General features: G+C 61.6%; 9 protein-coding genes. 4 read left to right on the top strand and 5 right to left on the bottom strand.

Translation table 11 applies throughout. The features are described 5' to 3' along the window. Window positions 1–130: 130 nt before the first annotated feature. Both ACFVSJ_RS09935 and ACFVSJ_RS09930 read right to left on the bottom strand, forming a co-directional pair. Window positions 131–3391, bottom strand: a complete 3261-nt coding sequence (locus ACFVSJ_RS09935; protein ID WP_387436403.1) for a hypothetical protein — start codon at window positions 3389–3391, stop codon at window positions 131–133. A 365-nt stretch (window positions 3392–3756) separates the two neighbouring features. Continuing rightward, the gene (locus ACFVSJ_RS09930; RefSeq protein WP_387436401.1) at window positions 3757–7959 is read right to left on the bottom strand and encodes an NACHT domain-containing protein; all 4203 of its coding nucleotides are present in this window, start codon (window positions 7957–7959) and stop codon (window positions 3757–3759) included. Window positions 7960–8420: 461 nt separating this feature from the next. Between ACFVSJ_RS09930 and ACFVSJ_RS09925 the strand changes: the two genes are divergently transcribed. Further along, entirely contained in the window at window positions 8421–9452 is a 1032-nt protein-coding gene (locus tag ACFVSJ_RS09925; protein ID WP_387436399.1) for a DUF4192 domain-containing protein, read from the top strand. A gap of 47 nt (window positions 9453–9499) precedes the next feature. Here ACFVSJ_RS09925 and ACFVSJ_RS09920 read toward each other — a convergent pair whose 3' ends face one another. Next, complete coding sequence (locus tag ACFVSJ_RS09920; RefSeq protein ID WP_387436397.1) at window positions 9500–10516, bottom strand: LacI family DNA-binding transcriptional regulator; 1017 nt, start codon at window positions 10514–10516, stop codon at window positions 9500–9502. A 215-nt stretch (window positions 10517–10731) separates the two neighbouring features. Between ACFVSJ_RS09920 and ACFVSJ_RS09915 the strand changes: the two genes are divergently transcribed. Both ACFVSJ_RS09915 and ACFVSJ_RS09910 read left to right on the top strand, forming a co-directional pair. Next, complete coding sequence (locus ACFVSJ_RS09915; RefSeq protein WP_387436395.1) at window positions 10732–12021, top strand: ABC transporter substrate-binding protein; 1290 nt, start codon at window positions 10732–10734, stop codon at window positions 12019–12021. A 135-nt stretch (window positions 12022–12156) separates the two neighbouring features. Next, window positions 12157–16278, top strand: a complete 4122-nt coding sequence (locus ACFVSJ_RS09910) for a PxKF domain-containing protein (protein WP_387436393.1) — start codon at window positions 12157–12159, stop codon at window positions 16276–16278. 487 nt (window positions 16279–16765) lie between these two features. Here ACFVSJ_RS09910 and ACFVSJ_RS09905 read toward each other — a convergent pair whose 3' ends face one another. Together ACFVSJ_RS09905 and ACFVSJ_RS09900 are read right to left on the bottom strand one after the other, a co-directional pair. Then, window positions 16766–17272: a hypothetical protein gene (locus ACFVSJ_RS09905; RefSeq protein ID WP_387436391.1), complete on the bottom strand. Its 507-nt coding sequence runs from the start codon at window positions 17270–17272 to the stop codon at window positions 16766–16768. Window positions 17273–17462: 190 nt separating this feature from the next. After that, window positions 17463–17789, bottom strand: coding sequence for a hypothetical protein (locus ACFVSJ_RS09900; protein ID WP_387436389.1), 327 nt, complete (start codon window positions 17787–17789; stop codon window positions 17463–17465). 472 nt (window positions 17790–18261) lie between these two features. Between ACFVSJ_RS09900 and ACFVSJ_RS09895 the strand changes: the two genes are divergently transcribed. Then, the gene (locus ACFVSJ_RS09895) at window positions 18262–19575 is read left to right on the top strand and encodes an MFS transporter (RefSeq protein WP_387436387.1); all 1314 of its coding nucleotides are present in this window, start codon (window positions 18262–18264) and stop codon (window positions 19573–19575) included. Window positions 19576–19586 lie beyond the last annotated feature (11 nt).

Raw genomic sequence — 19586 nt, 5'->3', positions numbered from 1 at the left:
CCCCTGCCCCAAGAACAGAAGGTCCTGCGATCGCCAGAGACGGACTCCGCGGACCCATGCATGGGCCCACCCCGACCGCCGCCCGTTGACCGGCTGTCCGATCATCGCGGGGTGACGGGCGGCCAGTCCTTCAAACGTCCGCAGACCCCTCCTCGCAGACGGTTTGGTCTAGCCCACTGTCTAATGCCCGTTCGGTGGGGGTCTTCTCGATGCTCAGGACACGGCGGGACTGCAGGTAGCCTCTGGCAACGAACCGGACTAGTGGATTGCTGTCCTGGCTCAGGGCGCAAAGGACGTCCTGGGGGACGTCGGGGTTCATCGCTACCAGAACTGCGAGGTCGACTCTGTTGCCTGCAAGATCAATGAGTAGATCGGCTGGTGTGGCACCGTTGAAGGCGACTGCCTGACGGACCTGGTCGTTGTCGTCGCCGGCAAGTGCGCGCAAGACGGCGACAGGAGTGTTCGGGTTGGCCGCCACGGCGCTGCGCACATGGGAGCTCCTCAGTTCGCCCCCGAGCATCGTTAGCAGGTCGGCGTCGGCGGCCGGGCTGAACGCGACGCTCATGCGCACCTCCGCCTTCTTATGCGCGACTTTCTGCTCCAGAGCCGCACGACTTGGTCGGATCTGCTCCAGGGATCGTTCTTGTTCGGCTTTCACATCCCTTACGAGGTCCTCGGGCGCTGCAGGGTTTTCTAGGGCTGGAGTCCTGACACTGTCCACTGAGTCGTTGAGCAGGCGAACCAGGACGATTTGCGGAAGATTATGGTTCCCGGCCACCTTGGCTCGGACGCGCGGCTCCTGGTCGGAGGCAAGCCGTTCGAGAACCGGCATGGGCGTTCGCGGGTTGGCAGCTGCGGCCGCCCGCACGCTTGCCTCGGCGTCTCTTGCGAGCTGCTCTATCACGGCGTCAGAAGCGCTTGGATTTGATGCAACTTCCCGGCGAACGCTGTCATCCGTGCTTCGGCAGAGGCGTGTCAGAGTCTTCTCTCCCGCGCGTTCATCACCAGCGACCACCAGGCGCATGTCCGGGTCCCGCCGTCGACTCTTCGAGAGCCTGTCCAGGGCGCCTTCGACGACACTGTGCGGCACACCGATGTCCACCCGTTCACGTATAACTTCGAGCACTTCGTGCAGGTCCTCATCAAGGTCAGCCTGCAGCAGGGATTCGGAGACGGATCTGGCCAGTTCTTGGGTACTGGCAGGGTTCTTCAGTACCGCCAACTGCACGGCGCGCTGAGGGTCCCCTGCCAGGCGCACGAGGGCGGACGTCGGCGTCGCGTGATGCTGTGCTACCGCCACTCGGACCTCGGGATCTCTGTCCGATGCCAAGTCGTTCAAGGCCGTCGCAGGAGCGGAGTTCAGCGATGCGAGCATCGCACGGACCGACGCCGATCTCCTGGCCTGCAGTGATCCAACGAGTCGGTCCCGGTCCTCGGTCTTCAGGGTCGGGTTTTCAATTAGGCTGGCAATGACCTCTGGTCGTGAGTCGTCCATCAGGGGCAGCAGCGTGCTGTAGGGGGTCGCCGGGTGCACGGCAATGACACACAGTGTTTGGTGCTCGAACTCGGCCGCGGTGTATGGCCACTCACGCCGGGCGCCGAGCCCTGAGGTGCGGAACCGCAGCCTCTCTTCCCGGGATGCCCCGATGCCGGCGAGGAGTGCGGTCAGGTCTTCGCCTTCTGAGCTGCCCGAACGCTTGAGAGTTGACCAGCGAATCCCAGGATCGGGGTCGTTGAGCAGCTTTGACCGCATGACCGGGTCTGAGAGCGAAACTTCGCCTGCTGCCGCGCCCCGCACCCAGGCGGGGCGGTCCGGACGAAGCAGGTCGGTCAGGACGTCGTCAGGGAGACCGGCATGCATCCACTCCTCCACCCGGAGAGTACGGCCTGATTGCCAGCCCCAGCGATAGCTCTCCCGGGGTATCGGCAACTCGGGGTTTCCCCACACAACTGTGCGGAGAAAGTCCGAGAACCAGGGCGTTGCCAGGACGGATTCGTCCCGGTCTTGGTTGATGTGGACCCGGCTCGGGTCGAGCGCAGTGTCCGCTCGCATCTCAACATCCTCCGACCTGACTAGGGCGCTTGGAGCGTGAGCCGCCTTAAGATCCTTGTCGCCGTGTCCGCTAACGCCAGCCGTCACAGCCTTCAAGGGTGGCCGCGGAGCGCGGGGATTCGCTGCTGCGGCCCGTCTTACCGCGATGCTGCGATCCTGAGACAGGGCCTCCAGCACCTCCTCAGGCGCCTTCCTGTTGGTGGCAACCCCCTGGCGGACCTGCCAGCGGGCATCACTGGCCAGCATCCGTACGATGGGCTCGGGTGTTGACTCGTTCCGTCCCGTGCGTCGAAGGAGGTCCGGGTCCTCGTTCGATGCCAGGTTCTCCAGAATATGGAACGGCGTGTGGCGGTTATCGGCGAGATACTGGTGTAGGCGCCTCTCCGGTATCGGTTCATGCCAGGCAAGCTGCGTCTTTGCCGTCGCCTTGATGAACCCTTCCCGCAAGGATGGCAGCAATTCTCCAGCGTCCCCGCCCAGGAGGTGGGTGAGGCTCCACGTGGGCATCAGCCGCTGGCGTGGGAGCCAGATGCCGACGCTGCGGATTTCGAGGCTGTCATCGGTGTCGAGCATGACGTAGCCGAGCAGCTGGCGCAGGAAGTCCCTGAGCTTGCTGATCGTCAGGACGCTGTAGACCTTACAGTCGATGAGTGTCTGCCCGATCATCCAGTCGGCATCGGCGCCACCGACGAGACGGGAGCCAGCGAACTGCGGGTTGGGTTCGTAGCGGACGCCCGCGGCGATCTGCTCCTGCCAGGCTTCCAACTGGTCACCGTTCGAGGCCACCAACGATCTGAGGTTTGCCAGCAGGCCCGGATCCACGCCATCGGCCAATGCCTGTCCGTCGACGGCCCGGTCACATGCGCCTCCCAATGCGCCGTTGATTGCCGTGGCGCCCGTCCGCGCCACCTGCTCGCAGTGCGCCAGCAGAATTGCCGCCCTGTCAAGGTCCAGGTGGTTGGAGGGTTCCTGTAGCAGTGTGGTCGCCACATCGAAGGCTTGAGCAAGGACCCGAGTGCGGTGGCCGCCATTGTCGATGATGGGGGTTAGCACATCCAGAAGTGCAACGCCGTCGGCCGCCACGGACTGGCGGGGGTTGAAGCCGCCCAGCTCGATCCGGGCGCGGAAGTCGAAGGCAGTGCCGGCCAGCCGAGGCTCGGCCCCCGGGAACGGTGACACCACCGTCACGCTGCTGGCAAGCTGTGGCAAGCCAAGCGCCTCGGCGGCGGCACGGGCCCCGTCGCTGTGACCGCCCGAAGCTTCAAGGGCCGGTGAAATGCGGTCCAGGTAGGCACGCTCCGGCGACTGCGGGTCCCGGAGAAGGGAAGTAAGGCTCATCGTCTGACACTCTATCCGTGAACGGCACAGCCTCGGCGCACCGGATCCGCAGACCCGAACCAGCTCCAGGCCGCCTGACCGCCGCACTACGACGCCAAGGTCAGGATCGGTGCTCCTTGGCTTTCTCTTGTCCCTACAACCAGACACCATTGGGAACCCTGGCAGCTTATTTCCGCATCGTGAGGAGGACTTCGAACACGGCTGGATCCCTAATGAGGTCCAGACCATGCTGGGTTCAGGAGCCTCGGTTTCTGTGGACGACGGCGCGCAGGTGTCTGAGCTGGCGCAAACTGCGGAGACAGACATCGAGCTGATCCGGTTCACTTTCGCATCTGACTCTCCACGGACCTCGTTGCCTGGCACTATTAGGCTTCTGGGAAGTCGTCGATCACGACGCTCTTCTCGGGCCAGGCACGTTCGGACGAGACGGTCCCACCCCCGCTGTGATGTGTTTCGGAGCGTCCTGGGTGGGACACGAAGGTGGATCCGTCCAATGAATAGAATCCGAGGTAGGTGCGCCGCACTGGTATTCCATCCCGGGGCAGGCTGTAGTCGCGTTCGACTGTCTCCTTGGCCGCTCTGACGGTCCAAAAAAGCGCTTTGGAGTGTTGCTGAAGCATCGTGACCACGCTGGAGATCTTCATGTGCGCTGTGTTTGGGCCTTCGTTCCGGACGGAGAAGTTTTCAATGATGAAGCCGTCCGCCCTAGTCCCCCAACGGAACTCCTCTAGCTGCGCGACGCCAAGTAGTTTGCATATGGCCGTCGAGGGGATTATTCCGGACAGATGGCGGCTCTCTGACTGGTCCCACTCCCCGCTGGTGCCACTGTAATTAGTGGTGGTGATCTCGATCGGGACTGGGACCCTCCGACGATCCCATCCGTCGCGAGTGGATACTTCCGGCCACGCCGATCCGTAGGGGTGATCCGCCAAGAAAAGGCCGTATGGATCACTGCTTGTCGGCACATCCGCTTGGGAATCGAGGTTGGCGGCCCAGTCCAACAGCTCGGGCAGCTTCTCGGCGTCGATCAGGTACGAATCCACCTGAATCCAAATCTGATGCCGAGATGGTTCGAGCGCGGCCTCCTCCGGTGGCAGCGGCTGGGTCCAACTGAAATTTCCCTCCAACAGGATCCATTTGGTGCCGTCCTCGGGCCTTGTCACCATCATGAGGGTCTCAATGTTTGGCATGGACGCGTCGTCTACTGGCCACTGCGGGTCGAGGTATGACGGAAACTCAGGCGAAACAGGCGCGAACCAAGACTTCTCGCTATCCCTGAATGATCTATTTTCCTGGGCCTTGAGAAGAACGCTCGGGTCTATGTCGGGCGCCCGCACATCAATCGGACGCTGATACTCTGTCCGCTTGTCATCGTTTGATCGGGAGTCCAGCGGATAACGGTCGAGAATCCGTCCCAATGTTTCGAAGTACGCGATCCACTGGTACTTCTTTCCGATCCGTTCGATCCTGTTTTCAGACGAAGGCTGCCATGAGACGGCCTTGTCAAGTTCTAAGAAACGTTCTGGGGTCCACCCAAGGTCTAGCACCCGGTCGAAAATAAGCCGGGAAACAAGGCCGTTATCCACATCCGCTGGAAGATCAACATTCCTCAGGGACGTGTCAATGACGTACTTCCGGAAGTCGTCGAAGGACGACATCACGCCTATGGTGGAGTACGCGTAATCCGGGGGGCCCGTCATCTCTCTGATTTCTTCCGCCGATCGCACGGATGCCGGCCACTTGGACTCGTATGGCGGGCAAACCACGTCGCGGAGGGTAGTTTTCGGGGACTCCCAACCCAAGTCCAGAGCCCTATCCAAGACACGCCGGGCGTAGTCCCTCGAGAAGATATGCACGGGCCAATAGCCCCGTCCGACGGTGTAGTCGAATACTGCCTCAGCGACCAGAAAGACGGCCGCTGTCTCCCGAGTCCTCAGGCTTAGACCACAGGCTGCCGCCAACAGTCTCTCCTCAACGTATGGGTCATTGACGTCGCGGAAGGCGTTGAGAACGGTACCGACAAGGGCTGGGGCCGCCTCCAGCACCGAAAGAAGCGCTTTCGTGGCATTGTCCCGGGTCGGGCGATGGCTGGATACTAACGCCCAAGCCAGAACGTGGGCCGTGAGGAGCCTCGCGTCGTCGTCTGCTGATTTGGCAGCCGGCGACCAGGCCCACGAAATCAGTTTCTGCAGGGGTGCACGCTCGCCCGGCTCCGCGTTGCAGTATTGAGTCCACGTCGCATCCCGATCCGGAAGACCGCAATCGAACAGCACGTCATGAAGCCAAAGGGCATTGGTGGCATGGTCCGGAATCGTCGCCACTCGGAGCAGAGCAGTCATGGCTTCGTGCGAGTAAACCTCACTCTTCCACAGTGAAAGAGCGATTTCCCTGGTGCGCTCGTTTAGGGCGGACCGCGACCTCCACGCGAGGCTTTGCAGAAACCCTGTGCTCAGCTCGTATTGAATGGAGTTGGAAGTATCCTTCACGGCGTCCAACAGTTCAACACCGTGCACCTCAGGAAGGATCGTCGCCAGCGCATCCAGCTCCCCAGCGTGCGAGTACCACCGTGATGCCATTTTTTGGCACCGTTCAATGGTCTCAACGGAGTCGGCACTGCAAATCAGGCGCGCTATCGCAGTATCACCTAGACGTTCGTAGGCAAACCTGATCGAGGCCCCATCGCTCGATTGCGACTCAGTGAAGATTCCTTCGTGGAGTAATCCTCGTAGCAGGCTGCTGCTCCAGCTACGGTCTGGCAGGGAGGTCTCAATGATCTTGCTGGCGGTTGCCCTCGGCAGGAACCGTCCCTGATCGCGCATTGCGAGGGCAATATTCCTGACGGCCGCCTGGACGAGTGCGTCCTCGGAATCATAGTCGCAGCGATCCGGATTACTCAGGGTGCGATTAACCGACTCCAGCAGGATGTCGTAAGTCCAGCTCAGCCCGAGGCCCGTCCGAGGAAAACTTCTGGCACCGCTCCTTTGCAAGGCAGTACACAGCAACTTGAGGAAAAGAGGGTTGGTAAACTCGAGATCCAGCAGAGGGAACGACGGTACTTCAATGTCGTACCAGCCAAGGAACTCCACAATGGCGGTGTCAGCGACCTCAGCGAATCCTTCATGCACCTCGCTTGCCAGTTTCTCGAGGACATGCTCGGGAATGGTGTCCGCCAGGAACTCCGTGCGGCAAGACATTACGACCCTCAGATTGGGAAAAGCCCTGGCCCGGTCAAGGAAACTGGCCAGGTGCCGCGTCCAGATCCGGCGGTCTTCTGACTCATTGAGCGCATCGATGATTATGAACCCGACCTCCCCAAGAGATTCACATGCGACGCTAAATGTCGCGAGGAGCTGGCTCGCCGCCCCGTTGAACCCAACAATGCGTCCAAGCTCCGCCTCGACGGACCCTGATTGAAAGTGCTCGCCCAAAGCAATCAGCGTGGGCAGGCCCTTCTGCGTTCTCTGGCTCGCCAGATCGCACAAGAGATGGGTTTTGCCTGAACCCCCGGTACCCTCAATCAACAGCGTTGAGTCCGAGGAATGCTGCCACCCGCGGCTCCGGCTGAATCGTTCTATGCCCTGCAGCGCAGACGCTATTTCCCTGACTCGCGAGTGAAGACTCGCAGCCTTGTCATAGTAAAACCCGTCGCGTTCGGAATGCTCTGACAGCAACCGGGCCAGCGTCCACAGATGCGTCTTTGCGGCCTGAAGTGCGACACTGACATCGGGCAAGTTGATTTGAGGGTTAAGCGCAACATCTCGAGCAGTCTCCAGAAGCCCGTCAACGTGGTCCAGTGCGGCGTCCGCAAGTGTAATCGCGTCGCTGAACTCGTCCCGGTGTTCGTCAGGAATAGTGAAACCATTGCGGCGAGATCTGCGGAGGGCCGCGAGTTGCTCGCGGACTAGAGACTGAAGGCCTATTGTGCGGCCCAAGCCCTCGAACGCTTCAGACAGCGGCAGCACAACGTTGAGTTCGGGTGTGTAACGGGGACCAGCAGACGCCACGCATTCGGCTGCAATTCGCTCAAAGTCGAGCAGAGAGAAGCCATCAAGATCAAACCAGTACCGCAGGCGTCCGACCTGGTCGGGCTGGCTCAAGAAGTGATGGAGTTCCGACTCTCCAACGTATTCAAACAATACTTCGCGACCGATGGCCGCCGCGTCCGCAGTCCACTTCTCCACGTGCTCGCTCCACTTAGTGTGCGCGCTCTTCGACCGGGCGGTATCGCCTGCCGGCCGATCGTATGGCAAGACGACAAGATACTTCGTAAGGGTTGGCTCCCGATCGAGCGTCCGCTTGATAGATTCCCCAATGGCCGCGAACTCCGCAGAATCGAGTTGGAAGAAGAATTTGGTCTGCCATGCCCATATCTCGCCGTTGGGCAAGAGGGCTCGGCCTTCCCGACCGCCGTCCGGGTTGCCAAAGCGCTCAAATCGCGTCCCCGTCGGAAAGCCGATAAGGCCCTCACGCATTAGCTGCGAGACCAGTTCCTCAAAGCCTCCCGCTTGAGATGGCGGATTGCCCCAGGAACGGATATCACGGAAGTTGATGCCGGGTAGGAGCGCCATCCCCAAAATCCTCTCTGTACCCAGCGTTTCCAGGTGCCTCCCAAGAATATGTGGCGACGGACTCTGAACACCGGGCCGGTCGTTTTCGTCGATAGCGTGTCGAGAAATTGCCTCCGCATGGATGACGCCACGGAGAGCTTTGCAGCAGTGCTCTTGGAGTAACCGTCACTATGCCCCCTCAGCGGATTTCAGAGGCGACGGCCACACTAAAACTGGGGGTGTCCAACAACCCAACGGGCCCGTTCGCAAGCGCCGCATCAAGGTGACCGTAATGACTGCGCCCCGCTCCCAGGGTTTCGCTGCATCCTCGACGCTGGCACAACAATCGTCTCGCGCGCTCGAACCCAAAGTCGACGCAAACCGATCATGGTGAGGGTTAGGTCTAGCGTCCATGGATGGCTGAAGCCCTTAGCAGAGCGGGGCCTAACAGCAACAGCCAAAATGCAAGAGGAGACCTGACCATGAATGCGCTCACCATCAAGGACCCCGCCGACCTGCTCAGCTTCATCGGCCACACCCTCGGGTTCTGGCCACAAGAAAGCCTCGTCTGCATCACACTCGACAAAGAAAAAGTCGGCGCCACCCTCCGCATCGACCTCCCCAAACAACCAGGCCTGGAGGTCCACTTCGCCCGAACCGTCGCCGCCTATCTCACTAGCGACGAACGAGCCAACGGCATCGTCTTCGCCCTCTACACCAGTGAACGCCCAGAACCAGGCGAGGCAAGACCACACCGCGCCACCATCGCAGCCCTCACCGGAGTGCTCGCAGCCGAGGGCATCACCATCCGCGACGGCATCTACGTCACCAACACCACCTACTCCCCCTACGACACCCGCCCCGGTGAGAACATCGCCATCCCTGTCAGCAACACCGAATACTCACAGGTCAACGCAGAATTCATCTACCACGGCAGCAGCATCGCACCCACCAACCACATCACCCTCCCCACGGCGACCCACAGGCGGGAGGACGCGGCCGCCGTCGAACGCCACATGAAGGCCATCACGGACTGGCCGCCGGCGGCAGCCACCGAGGACGCGCACGAGCTCTGGAACGGCATGCTCAGAACCAAGGACTATCCCACCGATCAGGACGTCCTGAAGCTCATCGCCTACTATCAGTTCCCGCACATCCGGGACCAGCTCATGGCCGACATCCCCGGCATCGACGAACCACCCGAACACATCCTTTTCGCCCAAACCACCACCGCACCGGACTGGTCCAGGATCGGATGGGCCAAACAACTCCTCACCCACACCTACACCCTCACAGCCCCAGAGCACGCGGCACCTATCCTCACCGCCATCGGCTACATCAACTGGTGGGAAGGCCGAGGATCCAAAGCCCACCAATACCTCCAACTCGCCCTCGACGCCGACCCCGGCTATCGCTTCGCACGCCTCACCGACCACATGCTCGGCGCTGGCATCATCGCCGGCTGGAACACGAACAAAAACACCGCCTACCGAACCCACCTCGATATGCCCTGAATTGGGTGCACCTTCGAAACCATGCGGATTGCCGAGTGCCCCGGCATTCAGCCTTGGTCGAGCCGGCGAGGTGGCGCCGTCGACTCCCGCCAGACAACGGTCGTCAAAGTACCCTCGGGCTCAGGCAGCGCCCCAGAACGCATCAATACCAGGAGCTCACTCATGCCGCGGCTTCCGAGGCGTTCATGGTCCACAGCGACGGTGGTCAGGGACGGTGCCATGGCGGCGGCGACGCGGTTGTTATCCCAACCGGTAACACTGACGTCGTCCGGCACGCGCCACCCGCGGTCCAAGGCTCCGCGAATGGCACCGGCGGCGAGGACGTCATCGGCGCCGATGATTGCCGTTACCCCACTGTCCTCCGGGAGCTGGGCGACGGCACCCCGGGCGGCCTCCGCTGACCATTCGCAGTCCACCACTCCATAGCTTTCCAGCCCCATGGCCTTGATGGTGTCCTCGTAGGTGTCTCGTCGGCTGCGTGCGGATGTGTGGCGATAGTCGCCGCCCAGGTGCATGAACGTCCGGTGACCCATGGCCGCCAAGGCGGTGATGATGTCCGCAATGGTGGAGCCGTCGGCCAGTCCGCCGATGCTTCTCAGTTCGTGGTCATAAACGGGTAGAACTGTGATGGGGCTGCCTCCATCAGCAGCGTCGCCCAGATCGAGTGGCGTGAAGGACACCAGCCCATCGAACAGCCCGGAGTGGACGAGCTCGACGGCACGGTCCCTCCGCACATCCGGTACACCGTCGAGGATGATGACGTCGGCGACGTAGCCAGCTGCGTGGGCTGCGGACGTGGCTCCATGCAATACCTCCAGGGAGCTGATGGACGTGCCACTGGGCAGCAACACTCCAAGGCGTCCGGTGCGGCCACCTCGCATGGCCCGGGCTGCCAGATTCGGACGATAGTTGAGGTCCGCGACGGCGTCGCGGATCCGTTCCCGCGTCGCCTGCTTCATGCCGGCATTGGCGCGGAAGTAGCGGGAGACGGTTTGGTGGGAGACTCCCGCCATTTGGGCCACTTCCATGATGGTGGCCCTGCGCTTCGGTTGGGCTTCCCCCATGCCGCGCACCCCTCATTTCCTGGATCGTCAGTACGGACCATTCTGCCATCGATTCTCCACTGATCGGCCGAACGCTTCAAAGCCTGCCTTGAAAAGAAAGCGCACGTGCGCCAAGAAAAAAGTGAACGTGCGCTTGACGGGTGCTGCGGCTCACATTTACTCTGTGAGAAACCGCTTTCTAGCCTCGAAGAAAAGCCCCTACCCTAGGACAAACGATGGTGTTTCGCGCCCAAAAATCGATACTCAAACTCGCCGCCGCTGCCGCCGTCTTGGCGCTCGGCTTGACCGGTTGTGGAGGAGGATCTTCCCAGCCGGCCTCGGACGGATCGGTCACTTTGCGCATGTCGTGGTGGGGTTCGGACTCCCGCCACAAGATGACCCAGCAACTCATTGAAGAATTCGAGGCCGAGAACCCCAACATCAAGGTTGAGGGCGAATATGGCGACTGGTCCGGCTACTGGGACAAGCTGGCCACCCAAGTTGCGTCGCAGGCAGCGCCCGATGTCATTCAAATGGATGCCTCCTACCTCGGCGAGTACGCTGACCGCGGCGCCCTCCTGGACCTCAAGAGCGTGGACCAGTCGAAGTTCGACCAGGCCGTTGCCGATGCCGGCAAGATCGATGGCAAGCAATACGCCGTCACCGCAGGCATCAATGCCCAGGTCGTGCTGGCCAACCCTTCACTGTTCGCTGCCGCAGGTGTCTCGCTGCCGAATGACACGACATGGACTTGGGACGACTACGACAAGATTGCTGCCGACATCACCGCCAAAAGGGGCGGGAACGTTTACGGCTCCGGACCGTTGAGCCTGGATGCCCAGGTGAACCTGTGGCTGCGCCAGCACGGCAAAGCCCTTTTCACCGGCGACGGGAAGCTGGGCTTCGATGAGTCCGACCTCAAGCAATGGTTCGAGTACCAGGCCAAACTCCGCGATTCCAAGGCCGTTCCCCCGGCATCGGTCATGACCGAGGACGCCAGCGCCTCGGTGGACCAGCAGGGCTTGGCGACCAACCACTTCGCCATGGCCTTTTACTGGTCCAACCAGTTGGGCGCACTGAGCAAGGCTTCCGGGCAGAACCTGGAGATCCTCCGCCCACCGAGCACCAAGGGCAACGCCGCCGACGCTGAGCAGTATTACAAGTCCAGCCAATTCTGGTCCGCCAGCTCCCGAAGCAGGCACCCCGCCGAGGCACAAAAGCTCGTCGATTTCCTGGTCAACAACACCAACGCCGGCGAAATCGGGCTCGCGGACCGTGGCATCCCCGCCAACTCCGACGTCCGCGCGGCCATCACGCCCAAACTTAGCGCCGCCGATGCAGCAACCGCCAAATTCATCGACGAAATCTCCATGGAACTCGGCGACGCCGTTCCTGTTCCACCGGCAGGATCCAGTGCCGTCACCGAAGTCCTGACCCGTTACACCTCCGAAGTGCACTTCCAGCGCATGTCACCGCAGGACGCAGCCAAGAAAGCAGTCGACGAAGCCAAGAGCTCCCTATCCTGATCCACGACCGACGTCCTGAACCGGGCCTTCGCCTTGACCCACCACCAAGGCGGAGGCCCGCATTCTTGCCGGCAACGCCGTCGAGCCCCGACCCCTGCCACCACACCACCACAGCCAGACAACCACGGAGGAACAATGAAGTCCCCACTCACGGTTTTCAGGAAATGCGGCGCCGCCGCAGCCGCCACAGCCATCCTTGCCAGCACCATGGTGGCGTTCACCCCACCGGGCGCGGCCGCCGACGCGCCGCCCGTGCCGCCGTCGTTCGCGGGCTTCACCAGCAAGGCCGCCTTGCAGGCCGAGGGCCGCGCAATTTTTGCGGCAAAAGAACTCGCAGTAACGGACGCGGGCGCCCCGGCCGGCACCGGCGTCACCTATTACGTTGATTCCGCGGGCGGCAGCGACACCGCCACCGGAACCACACCGACCACTGCATGGAAAAGCTTCACGAACGTCAATACCAAAGCCTTCGCCCCGGGCGACCGGATCCTGCTCAGGGCCGGGAGCTCCTGGTCCGCCGAAGGGACCCAAGTGGCCAAGGAAGCGTACGACTACACCCAATGGGACAACGGCGTAGCCACCGACGTCGCCGGGCCGGCCCCGAGCTCGCTGCTCGCACCCAAGGGATCCGGCACCGCCGAGCACCCCATCGTTATTTCAAGCTACGGGACAGGGGCCGCGCCGGAACTGAATGGGCGCGGCGTGGTCAACGACGTGCTGCAGTTGACCAATCAGCAGCACTGGGACATCTCCAACCTCGAGATCAGCAACGTCACCGACGGGTTCAACGCCTCGAAGTTCGAACCAGGCGCCAACGCGGGACTCAAACCCGGCGAAGAGAACCCGAAGACCGGCGACCTGCGCGGGATCCACGTGCAGGCCGAAAACGCTGGAACCCTTAGCGGCTACGACATCCACAACGTCTTCATCCACGACGTCAGCGGCGTCATGTGGTCCATCGGCAACTCTGGACTCGACCGTTCCAAACGGACCGGCGGTATCCTCTTCGAAGGGCTCAAAGGCAACGCGACCACCGCGTCCCAGTACACGGATGTCTCGATCCGGAACAACTACGTCGCCAATACCGCGTTCGCGAACATCATGTTCAAGCAGTTCTCCGGCATGGGTGAAAACCGATACAAGGACGTCAAACCAGGCTGGGGTGACCGGGCTGCCGCCAAGGCCGCCGCCGATGGAACCATCACCGAAGACCCGGACTGGCGACCACACACCAACATCGACATCTCGGACAACTACCTGACCAACCGAAACACCCAATACGGCTGGGACTCCCTCTACCTGACCAGCGTCCAACGCGCCACGGTCAGCAACAACCTGATCGATGGCACCGGCGTCTCCGGCATCGAAATGTACTACGCGGATAACGTCGTCGTGCAAAACAACGAAGTCGCCGAAGTGGAAATGCGCGCCAACGCCGCCGACTCGAACGGCATCGACCCGGACCGCGGCACCTCCAACATCCTCATCCAAGGGAACTACGTCCACAACTCCGGCGAAGGCATCCTGCTCTGCGGCTTCAGCTTCAGCACCGCGATCGTCCGCTACAACGTCATCCAGGACGTCGACAAGAACTACATCAACCCCCACGGGGACTCCGGCGTGAACCTGATCTACAACAACCTCATGTACAACACCCAACAACCGGCAAAGAACAACACCGTCGGCTTCTTCGAATCCTCCGGCAGCGCCGCCAGCTACCTCGTGGAGAAGAACCCCCACTACGTCTTCAACAACGTCTTCTACAACACCCGCCAAGACATCAACGCAGCCGCCTTCCGCGCCGAATTCCCCGGCGTCCACTTCAGCAACAACTCCTACTACGGACCCAAAGTCACGCCCCCCGCCGCTGACGCCACCGCCACCACGAGCGACCCCAAGCTCGGCGGCAACCCCGCCGACGACATCCTCAACGCGGCCCCGGCATCGGGCGCTTCATCCCTGATCAGCGCCGGAAACCCGGTGGACGTCGCAGCCATCGCCAAGGGATTCGCCATCACCGGTAACGGTTCCGGAAGCCAACTCCCGATGGGCACGGATTTCTTCGGGCACAACATCACCACACGGCCAACCATCGGCCCCGCCTCGTACCAACCACCCCACGGCTCCGCCGTCGTGACAGGCATCATCGCCGACAGCTACGGCCAGGCCGTCCCCGGAGCCGCCGTTGCCTACGGATCCTCCACCGCTACCAGCGACAGCCGTGGCCGCTACGCCATCGAAGCATCCGCCGGCACCTACACCCTCACCCCATCAGCCAACGGATACTCCAACGGCACCCCGGTCACCGTCACACTCTCAGATCGCCAAACACTCAACGCACCCCTGACCCTCGGCGCCACGACCACCACAACCGGAACCCTCACTGGCACGGTCAAGACCTCACGCGCCGGTCTCACCGGTGCCACGGTCACCATCTCCAAAGGGACTGAACAACTGGCCCACACCACCACCGACACATCGGGCGTTTACGCAATCAACAACATTCCCGCCGGGAATGGCTACACCGTCACGGCCACCAAGGCAGGCTACGAAACGGCTACCCAGCCTGACGTGACCATCCAGGCGGCCCGGACCACAACCACCAACCTGACCCTCTCGGCCACCCCAGGCAACACCCACTACACGATCAACGAAACCTTCGACAACGAAACCACCGGCGCCTTCACCGGCACAGCCGACGGCGCGCTGCTGGCCAAAACGGCCGACGCCGCCGGAACCATCAGCATCGAAGAGGACCCCGCACGGTCGGGGAACAAATACCTCAAGATCGCCAAAACCAGCAGCACCTCGGCCACCCTCGCGGTGCACAACGCCATCGAGCAGAACCTCACCGGAACAGTCACCATCGAAGCCCGCGTCCAACGCACCTCGACCAACGGCACCCCGAATCAACTGGCTATGTACTCCTTCACGGAATCGAGCTGGAATGCCACCAACCCGGCCTCATCCACCAACCCGTCAGCCACCTTCGGATTTTCCAACGGCAAGATCATCACGCACAACGTGACCGGCTCCAGCTCCCTCAGGAACGTCGCAGACTACAAAACCGGCCAGTGGTACACCATCCGCAACGTCGTCAACCTCGACGCCGGAACCTTCGACTTCTACATCGACAACATGGACACCCCCGCCCTGACCAACCAGCCGCTGCGAACCCTGGTGGATGACCTGGACTACTTCAGCTTCTTCATCAACGGCACCAACGTCGGAAACCTGCTGCTGGACTACTTCCGCGTCAACACCGGCACCCCGTTCAACTACAGCGACACCTCGCTCGGCTCGGTAACGGCACAAACTCACGACGGCGACATCGGCCTGACTGCCTCGGCGGACGGCCACACGTACTCCGGAACAGTGGACCCTTACACCACCACCGTCTCCCTGTCCGCCAGCGCCGGAAGCGCCTTTGCAAAGACCGGAATCAACGGCACACCCACCAACCAAGCCGTCGAAGTCACCCTGAACGAGGGCTTACCCAATGATTCGGTCATCGGGACCAACGTGCCCGTGGTTGTCACTGCCGAAGACGGCACCACCGAGACCTACACGATCGCGATCTCACGGATCAACCGCAACCAATCTACGCAGCTAAGGAACTTGGCCGTCAGCGGGTATGAACTCAACCCCGGATTCACCCCCGAGCGGCAAGGCGACGACGTCCCCTATCAGCTCGGCACCGAACTGGAATCCTCTGTTCGCAGCATCAAACTGACCTGGCAGGCCGGCTGGACCGGCCAACAGGTCCAGGTCAACGGCACGGCTATTCCGGCAGGAACGACCGAAGCCACCGTGGACCTCCAAGACGGCGAGAACACCATCGACGTGGCAGCCAGCTCCTACCCCGGCGACTTCGGCAGCTACGTCATAAAGGTCACGCGGAAAGCGGCGCCCTGGATCCTGCAGGGCTTCACCGCACCCGTGGACATGGGCAACGTCTGGAACAGCGTCAAGGGCGGCAGCACCGTTCCCCTCAAGTTCAAAATGTTCGATCACGGCATCGAGATAACCGACCCCTCGAAGGTGAAGAGCTTCATCGCAACCCAGGTCCAATGCCCCGGCAACAGCGTTCTCGTCGAGGAGATTGAATTCCTGACCACCGGTGGGTCCCAGCTCAGCTACCAGGAAGGGCAGTTCATTCAGAAATGGCAAACCCCGAAGAAGCCGGGCAGCTGTCTGCAGGTCACCATGACCGCAGGCGACGGTTCGCAGCTCAAAGCCAACTTCATCATCAAATAGACGACGCCCAGCTGCCCGGAGCCATTTCCGAGCGGCTGGGCGTTCAGCACGACTCCGGGCGCACCAGTATGGCGGCATCGTCTGCCGGGCGTGGCTTCGCCGTGGGAATCTTATGGGTGTGTTGCTCCGTGTCTCTTAGGGAGGCCACCAGCCTGCTCCCACGGCCCTGCTGCCAGTTCCAGCAGTTTCACCAGCCCCCGATGATCGGACCCCGGCCAGTTCCAGTCACTCTCGAACGGACTCTCGTGATAATCCACATGATCGGTGAAAATCGCGGCAATATCCTGGGGTCGTTCCTCTCCCGTTCCACCCAGGCTCAATCAGGAAGGCCCCCAGCCCACCAGCTGTTCCCAACGGCATCGTCGAATTACCCGAGGTCGCTTTAGCCCGGTTGAGAGCGGTGTAGAGGCGGTCCTGAGCTTCCCGAGAGCCCGAGAAACAGGCTTGATGCTTTCAAATCGGTAGCACGGGATATGAGATCAGGGCTTCAGCCATGCGCGAGCAGTTCGAGGCCGACGACCGCCGCACCCAAGGCACATTCAGCCCCCAAAGCGATCAACCTCTGCCACCAGGACATCTTCACCCGACGAACCGCGAGGTAGCCGATTAGGACCAGAGACACGATCAGCGCGATGGTCGAGGCGCGCAACGCAGTTTCAATACTCCACCGGCCCACGGCCGCCACAGCAATAAAGATCAGCGGCAAAACGATCGCCCCAAACGCCCCAAAGCTGACACGCACCATCTTCGACAGTTCAGACCGGGTCGGCGTCTTTGCGTGCACGGCGAGGTAGGAGACAAGATCAGCAACGAATACCGCCAGCAGTGTGCCTACGACCGTGATGGCCAGCGTTGAGGCCGCTTCACCTGGCATGAGTGCTTCCGAGTGGGAGGCCAAGGCAAGAACAACGGCCAAACCTGTGAAGGTAACATATACCCGTTCTTTGAGGGCTTCGGCGCGGTGGCTCGCGCTTGATTGAACTCTGGAATTCACGCGATGAGACCTCCGATGGAAGGCGCTGAAGGCTCTGGCCACAGCGATAAGGGTATCGGCTTACGCCGCCGATCGTAGCGGAACTCGCTACATAAGGGGTGGACCCGACATTAGCCCGACCGCCGGGCCTTACCTGGCGGGGACAGCAGAAAACTAGCGACTCTATGGAACCCATGGCCGTGATGCGGCCTCATCCAGGCAAATTTCGGAGTGGCGGAGCTGACCCAACAGGCTGTGGCTCGTCCACTTGCAATGCCCGCAGGCCGCTGATGGTGGCGCGAACGAGGAATTCGAACTGCCTATCGTCGTAGGTGCTGAACCCGGACGCGTACAAATGGCGCAGTACCCTGAGTTTTTCGGTTCCGGAAACGTCCAGCACGCGGTGAAGTTCAGGCTGTTGTGGGTGGCCGTCGGGGTCGCTGTTGAGGATGACGTCCCGGGCGAATCCCATTTCAAGATTGGTCATCATCGACAAGGCGTGCCCGGCATCCTCCTCACGGAAGCCCACGTCGGTCATCTACTTAAGCACGACCTAGGCCGGCTCGACCATACCGAAGTCCGTTTTGCCCGCAAGCCGAAAGTAGCCCCCACTGAACCGGAGGCGATGAGGCTATTCGCTACGGAACTTGCGTATGCCGCCAGCGCCTCGTCCCAAGTTGCTCTTGGGGCGATGTTCGTGCTCCGGAAGCGAGTCTTGAACGCGTCGACGGGCAGCAAGGGAAGCATATGCTCGCGGTCTGTGACGTGGTAAGTGGTTGCCTTTCGATCGACGCCGAGTTCGGTTGCCACCGCTTGCATGGCCAACGAGCTCGGCTCGATCGTACGGGCCGCGGCGACGATGCGGTCTCGGGTGATTCCTGCAGCGGCCCTTCCTCCACTGACATTGCACCTCCGTTTGCTCTTGACATCCTTGCTCAACACAGCATACATTTCCCGAATGGGAATTTAATTCCCTTTCAGGAAATCACTTCAACGCAGAAGGACCCGCCATGGCAAAGACGCATGACATCCCGATCATTCCTCGGACGCCGCTGCCCATCACTGGCGAGGCAGCGTCGGTTACGGGCCAGCTTGCTCCGAGCGATGGTCCCACGACCATGCAGCGACGGCTGTGGTTCCTTCTCCCACTGGCGTTGCTGAGCGTATCGATCATCTGGGGCGGGGTACTTCAGGCGCTTCTTGCTCGGCAGGTCAATGCCTTTGTACCTGACGCGTCGGCGCAAGCAGGGACTCTTGGACTCGTTCTCACCATCGGCGCGATCTCCTCTGTCGTCTTCACTCCGATCGTCGGTCTGCTCTCCGACCGCACCCGTATCCGCTTCCTCGGGCGCCGCAACATCTGGATCCTAGGGGGCGCGATTGTGAGCGCGGTGACGCTACTCGCAACCGCCTTCGCACCCAACGCGATCGTCCTCACAATCGCGTGGGCTCTCGCCCTGATCCCGCTGAACGGCTACCAGGCGGCTGCGGCCGCTGTGGTACCGGAACGCGTTCCAGTGCGGATCCGCGCCCGTCTGACAGCGGTTAATGGAATGGCGGCATTGGTGGGCGTGGGAGTCGGCGCGGTCATCGGCAACCTGGCTGGCGTAAGCCTGGCTTACGTCATCTTTGCCCTGCAGCTCGTTGTGATCGGCGCCGTGTTCGCGTTCTTCACTCGAGACTTCACACCTCCCACGATCGTCAAAGGAGTCAAGGCAGAGAAGACAAGGCTGCCCGGGTTCCGGACCGCACCAGACTTCTGGTGGGTGTTCATTGGCCGCTTCCTTGCCTTCCTCGGCTACGGTCTCGCCACCGGGCTCGCACTTTATGCGCTGCGTGACTGGTTCAGGGTAGGCGAAGGTACCATCGACGCAGCAACGACGCTCAATGGAACGGTGATCGTACCGATCAGTACCCTGCTCCTGATCGTCTCCGCTATCACGGGCGGAATCCTCGCCGACAAGTTCCACCGGATGAAGCCGTTCGTGATCGGTTCCTCGCTGCTTTTCATCCCGGCTGCGCTGGTCCTGATGCTCGTTCCGAACGAGACGGGAGCAGTCATCGGAATGTGCCTGCTCGGCTTCGGCTTCGGCTCCTACGTTTCGGTAGATGGTGCGCTCGTGACGCTGGTGATCCCAAAGCTTGAGGACGCGGGGCGCGACCTCGGAATCCTCAATATCGCCAACGCCGGGCCGCAGGTCATCGCACCGGTCATCGCGGGCAGCGTCGTCGCCTTCGCAGGCTTCGGTTGGCTGTACGCACTGGTAATAGCCATCAGTAGCGCGGCATCCATCGCCGTTATGTTCGTCAAATCCGTACGATAAGTAAGAGAGCT

The sequence above is a fragment of the Paenarthrobacter sp. NPDC058040 genome (assembly GCF_042885775.1).
Classification (GTDB): domain Bacteria; phylum Actinomycetota; class Actinomycetes; order Actinomycetales; family Micrococcaceae; genus Arthrobacter.
This window is presented reverse-complemented; position numbering and strand designations above follow the sequence as displayed.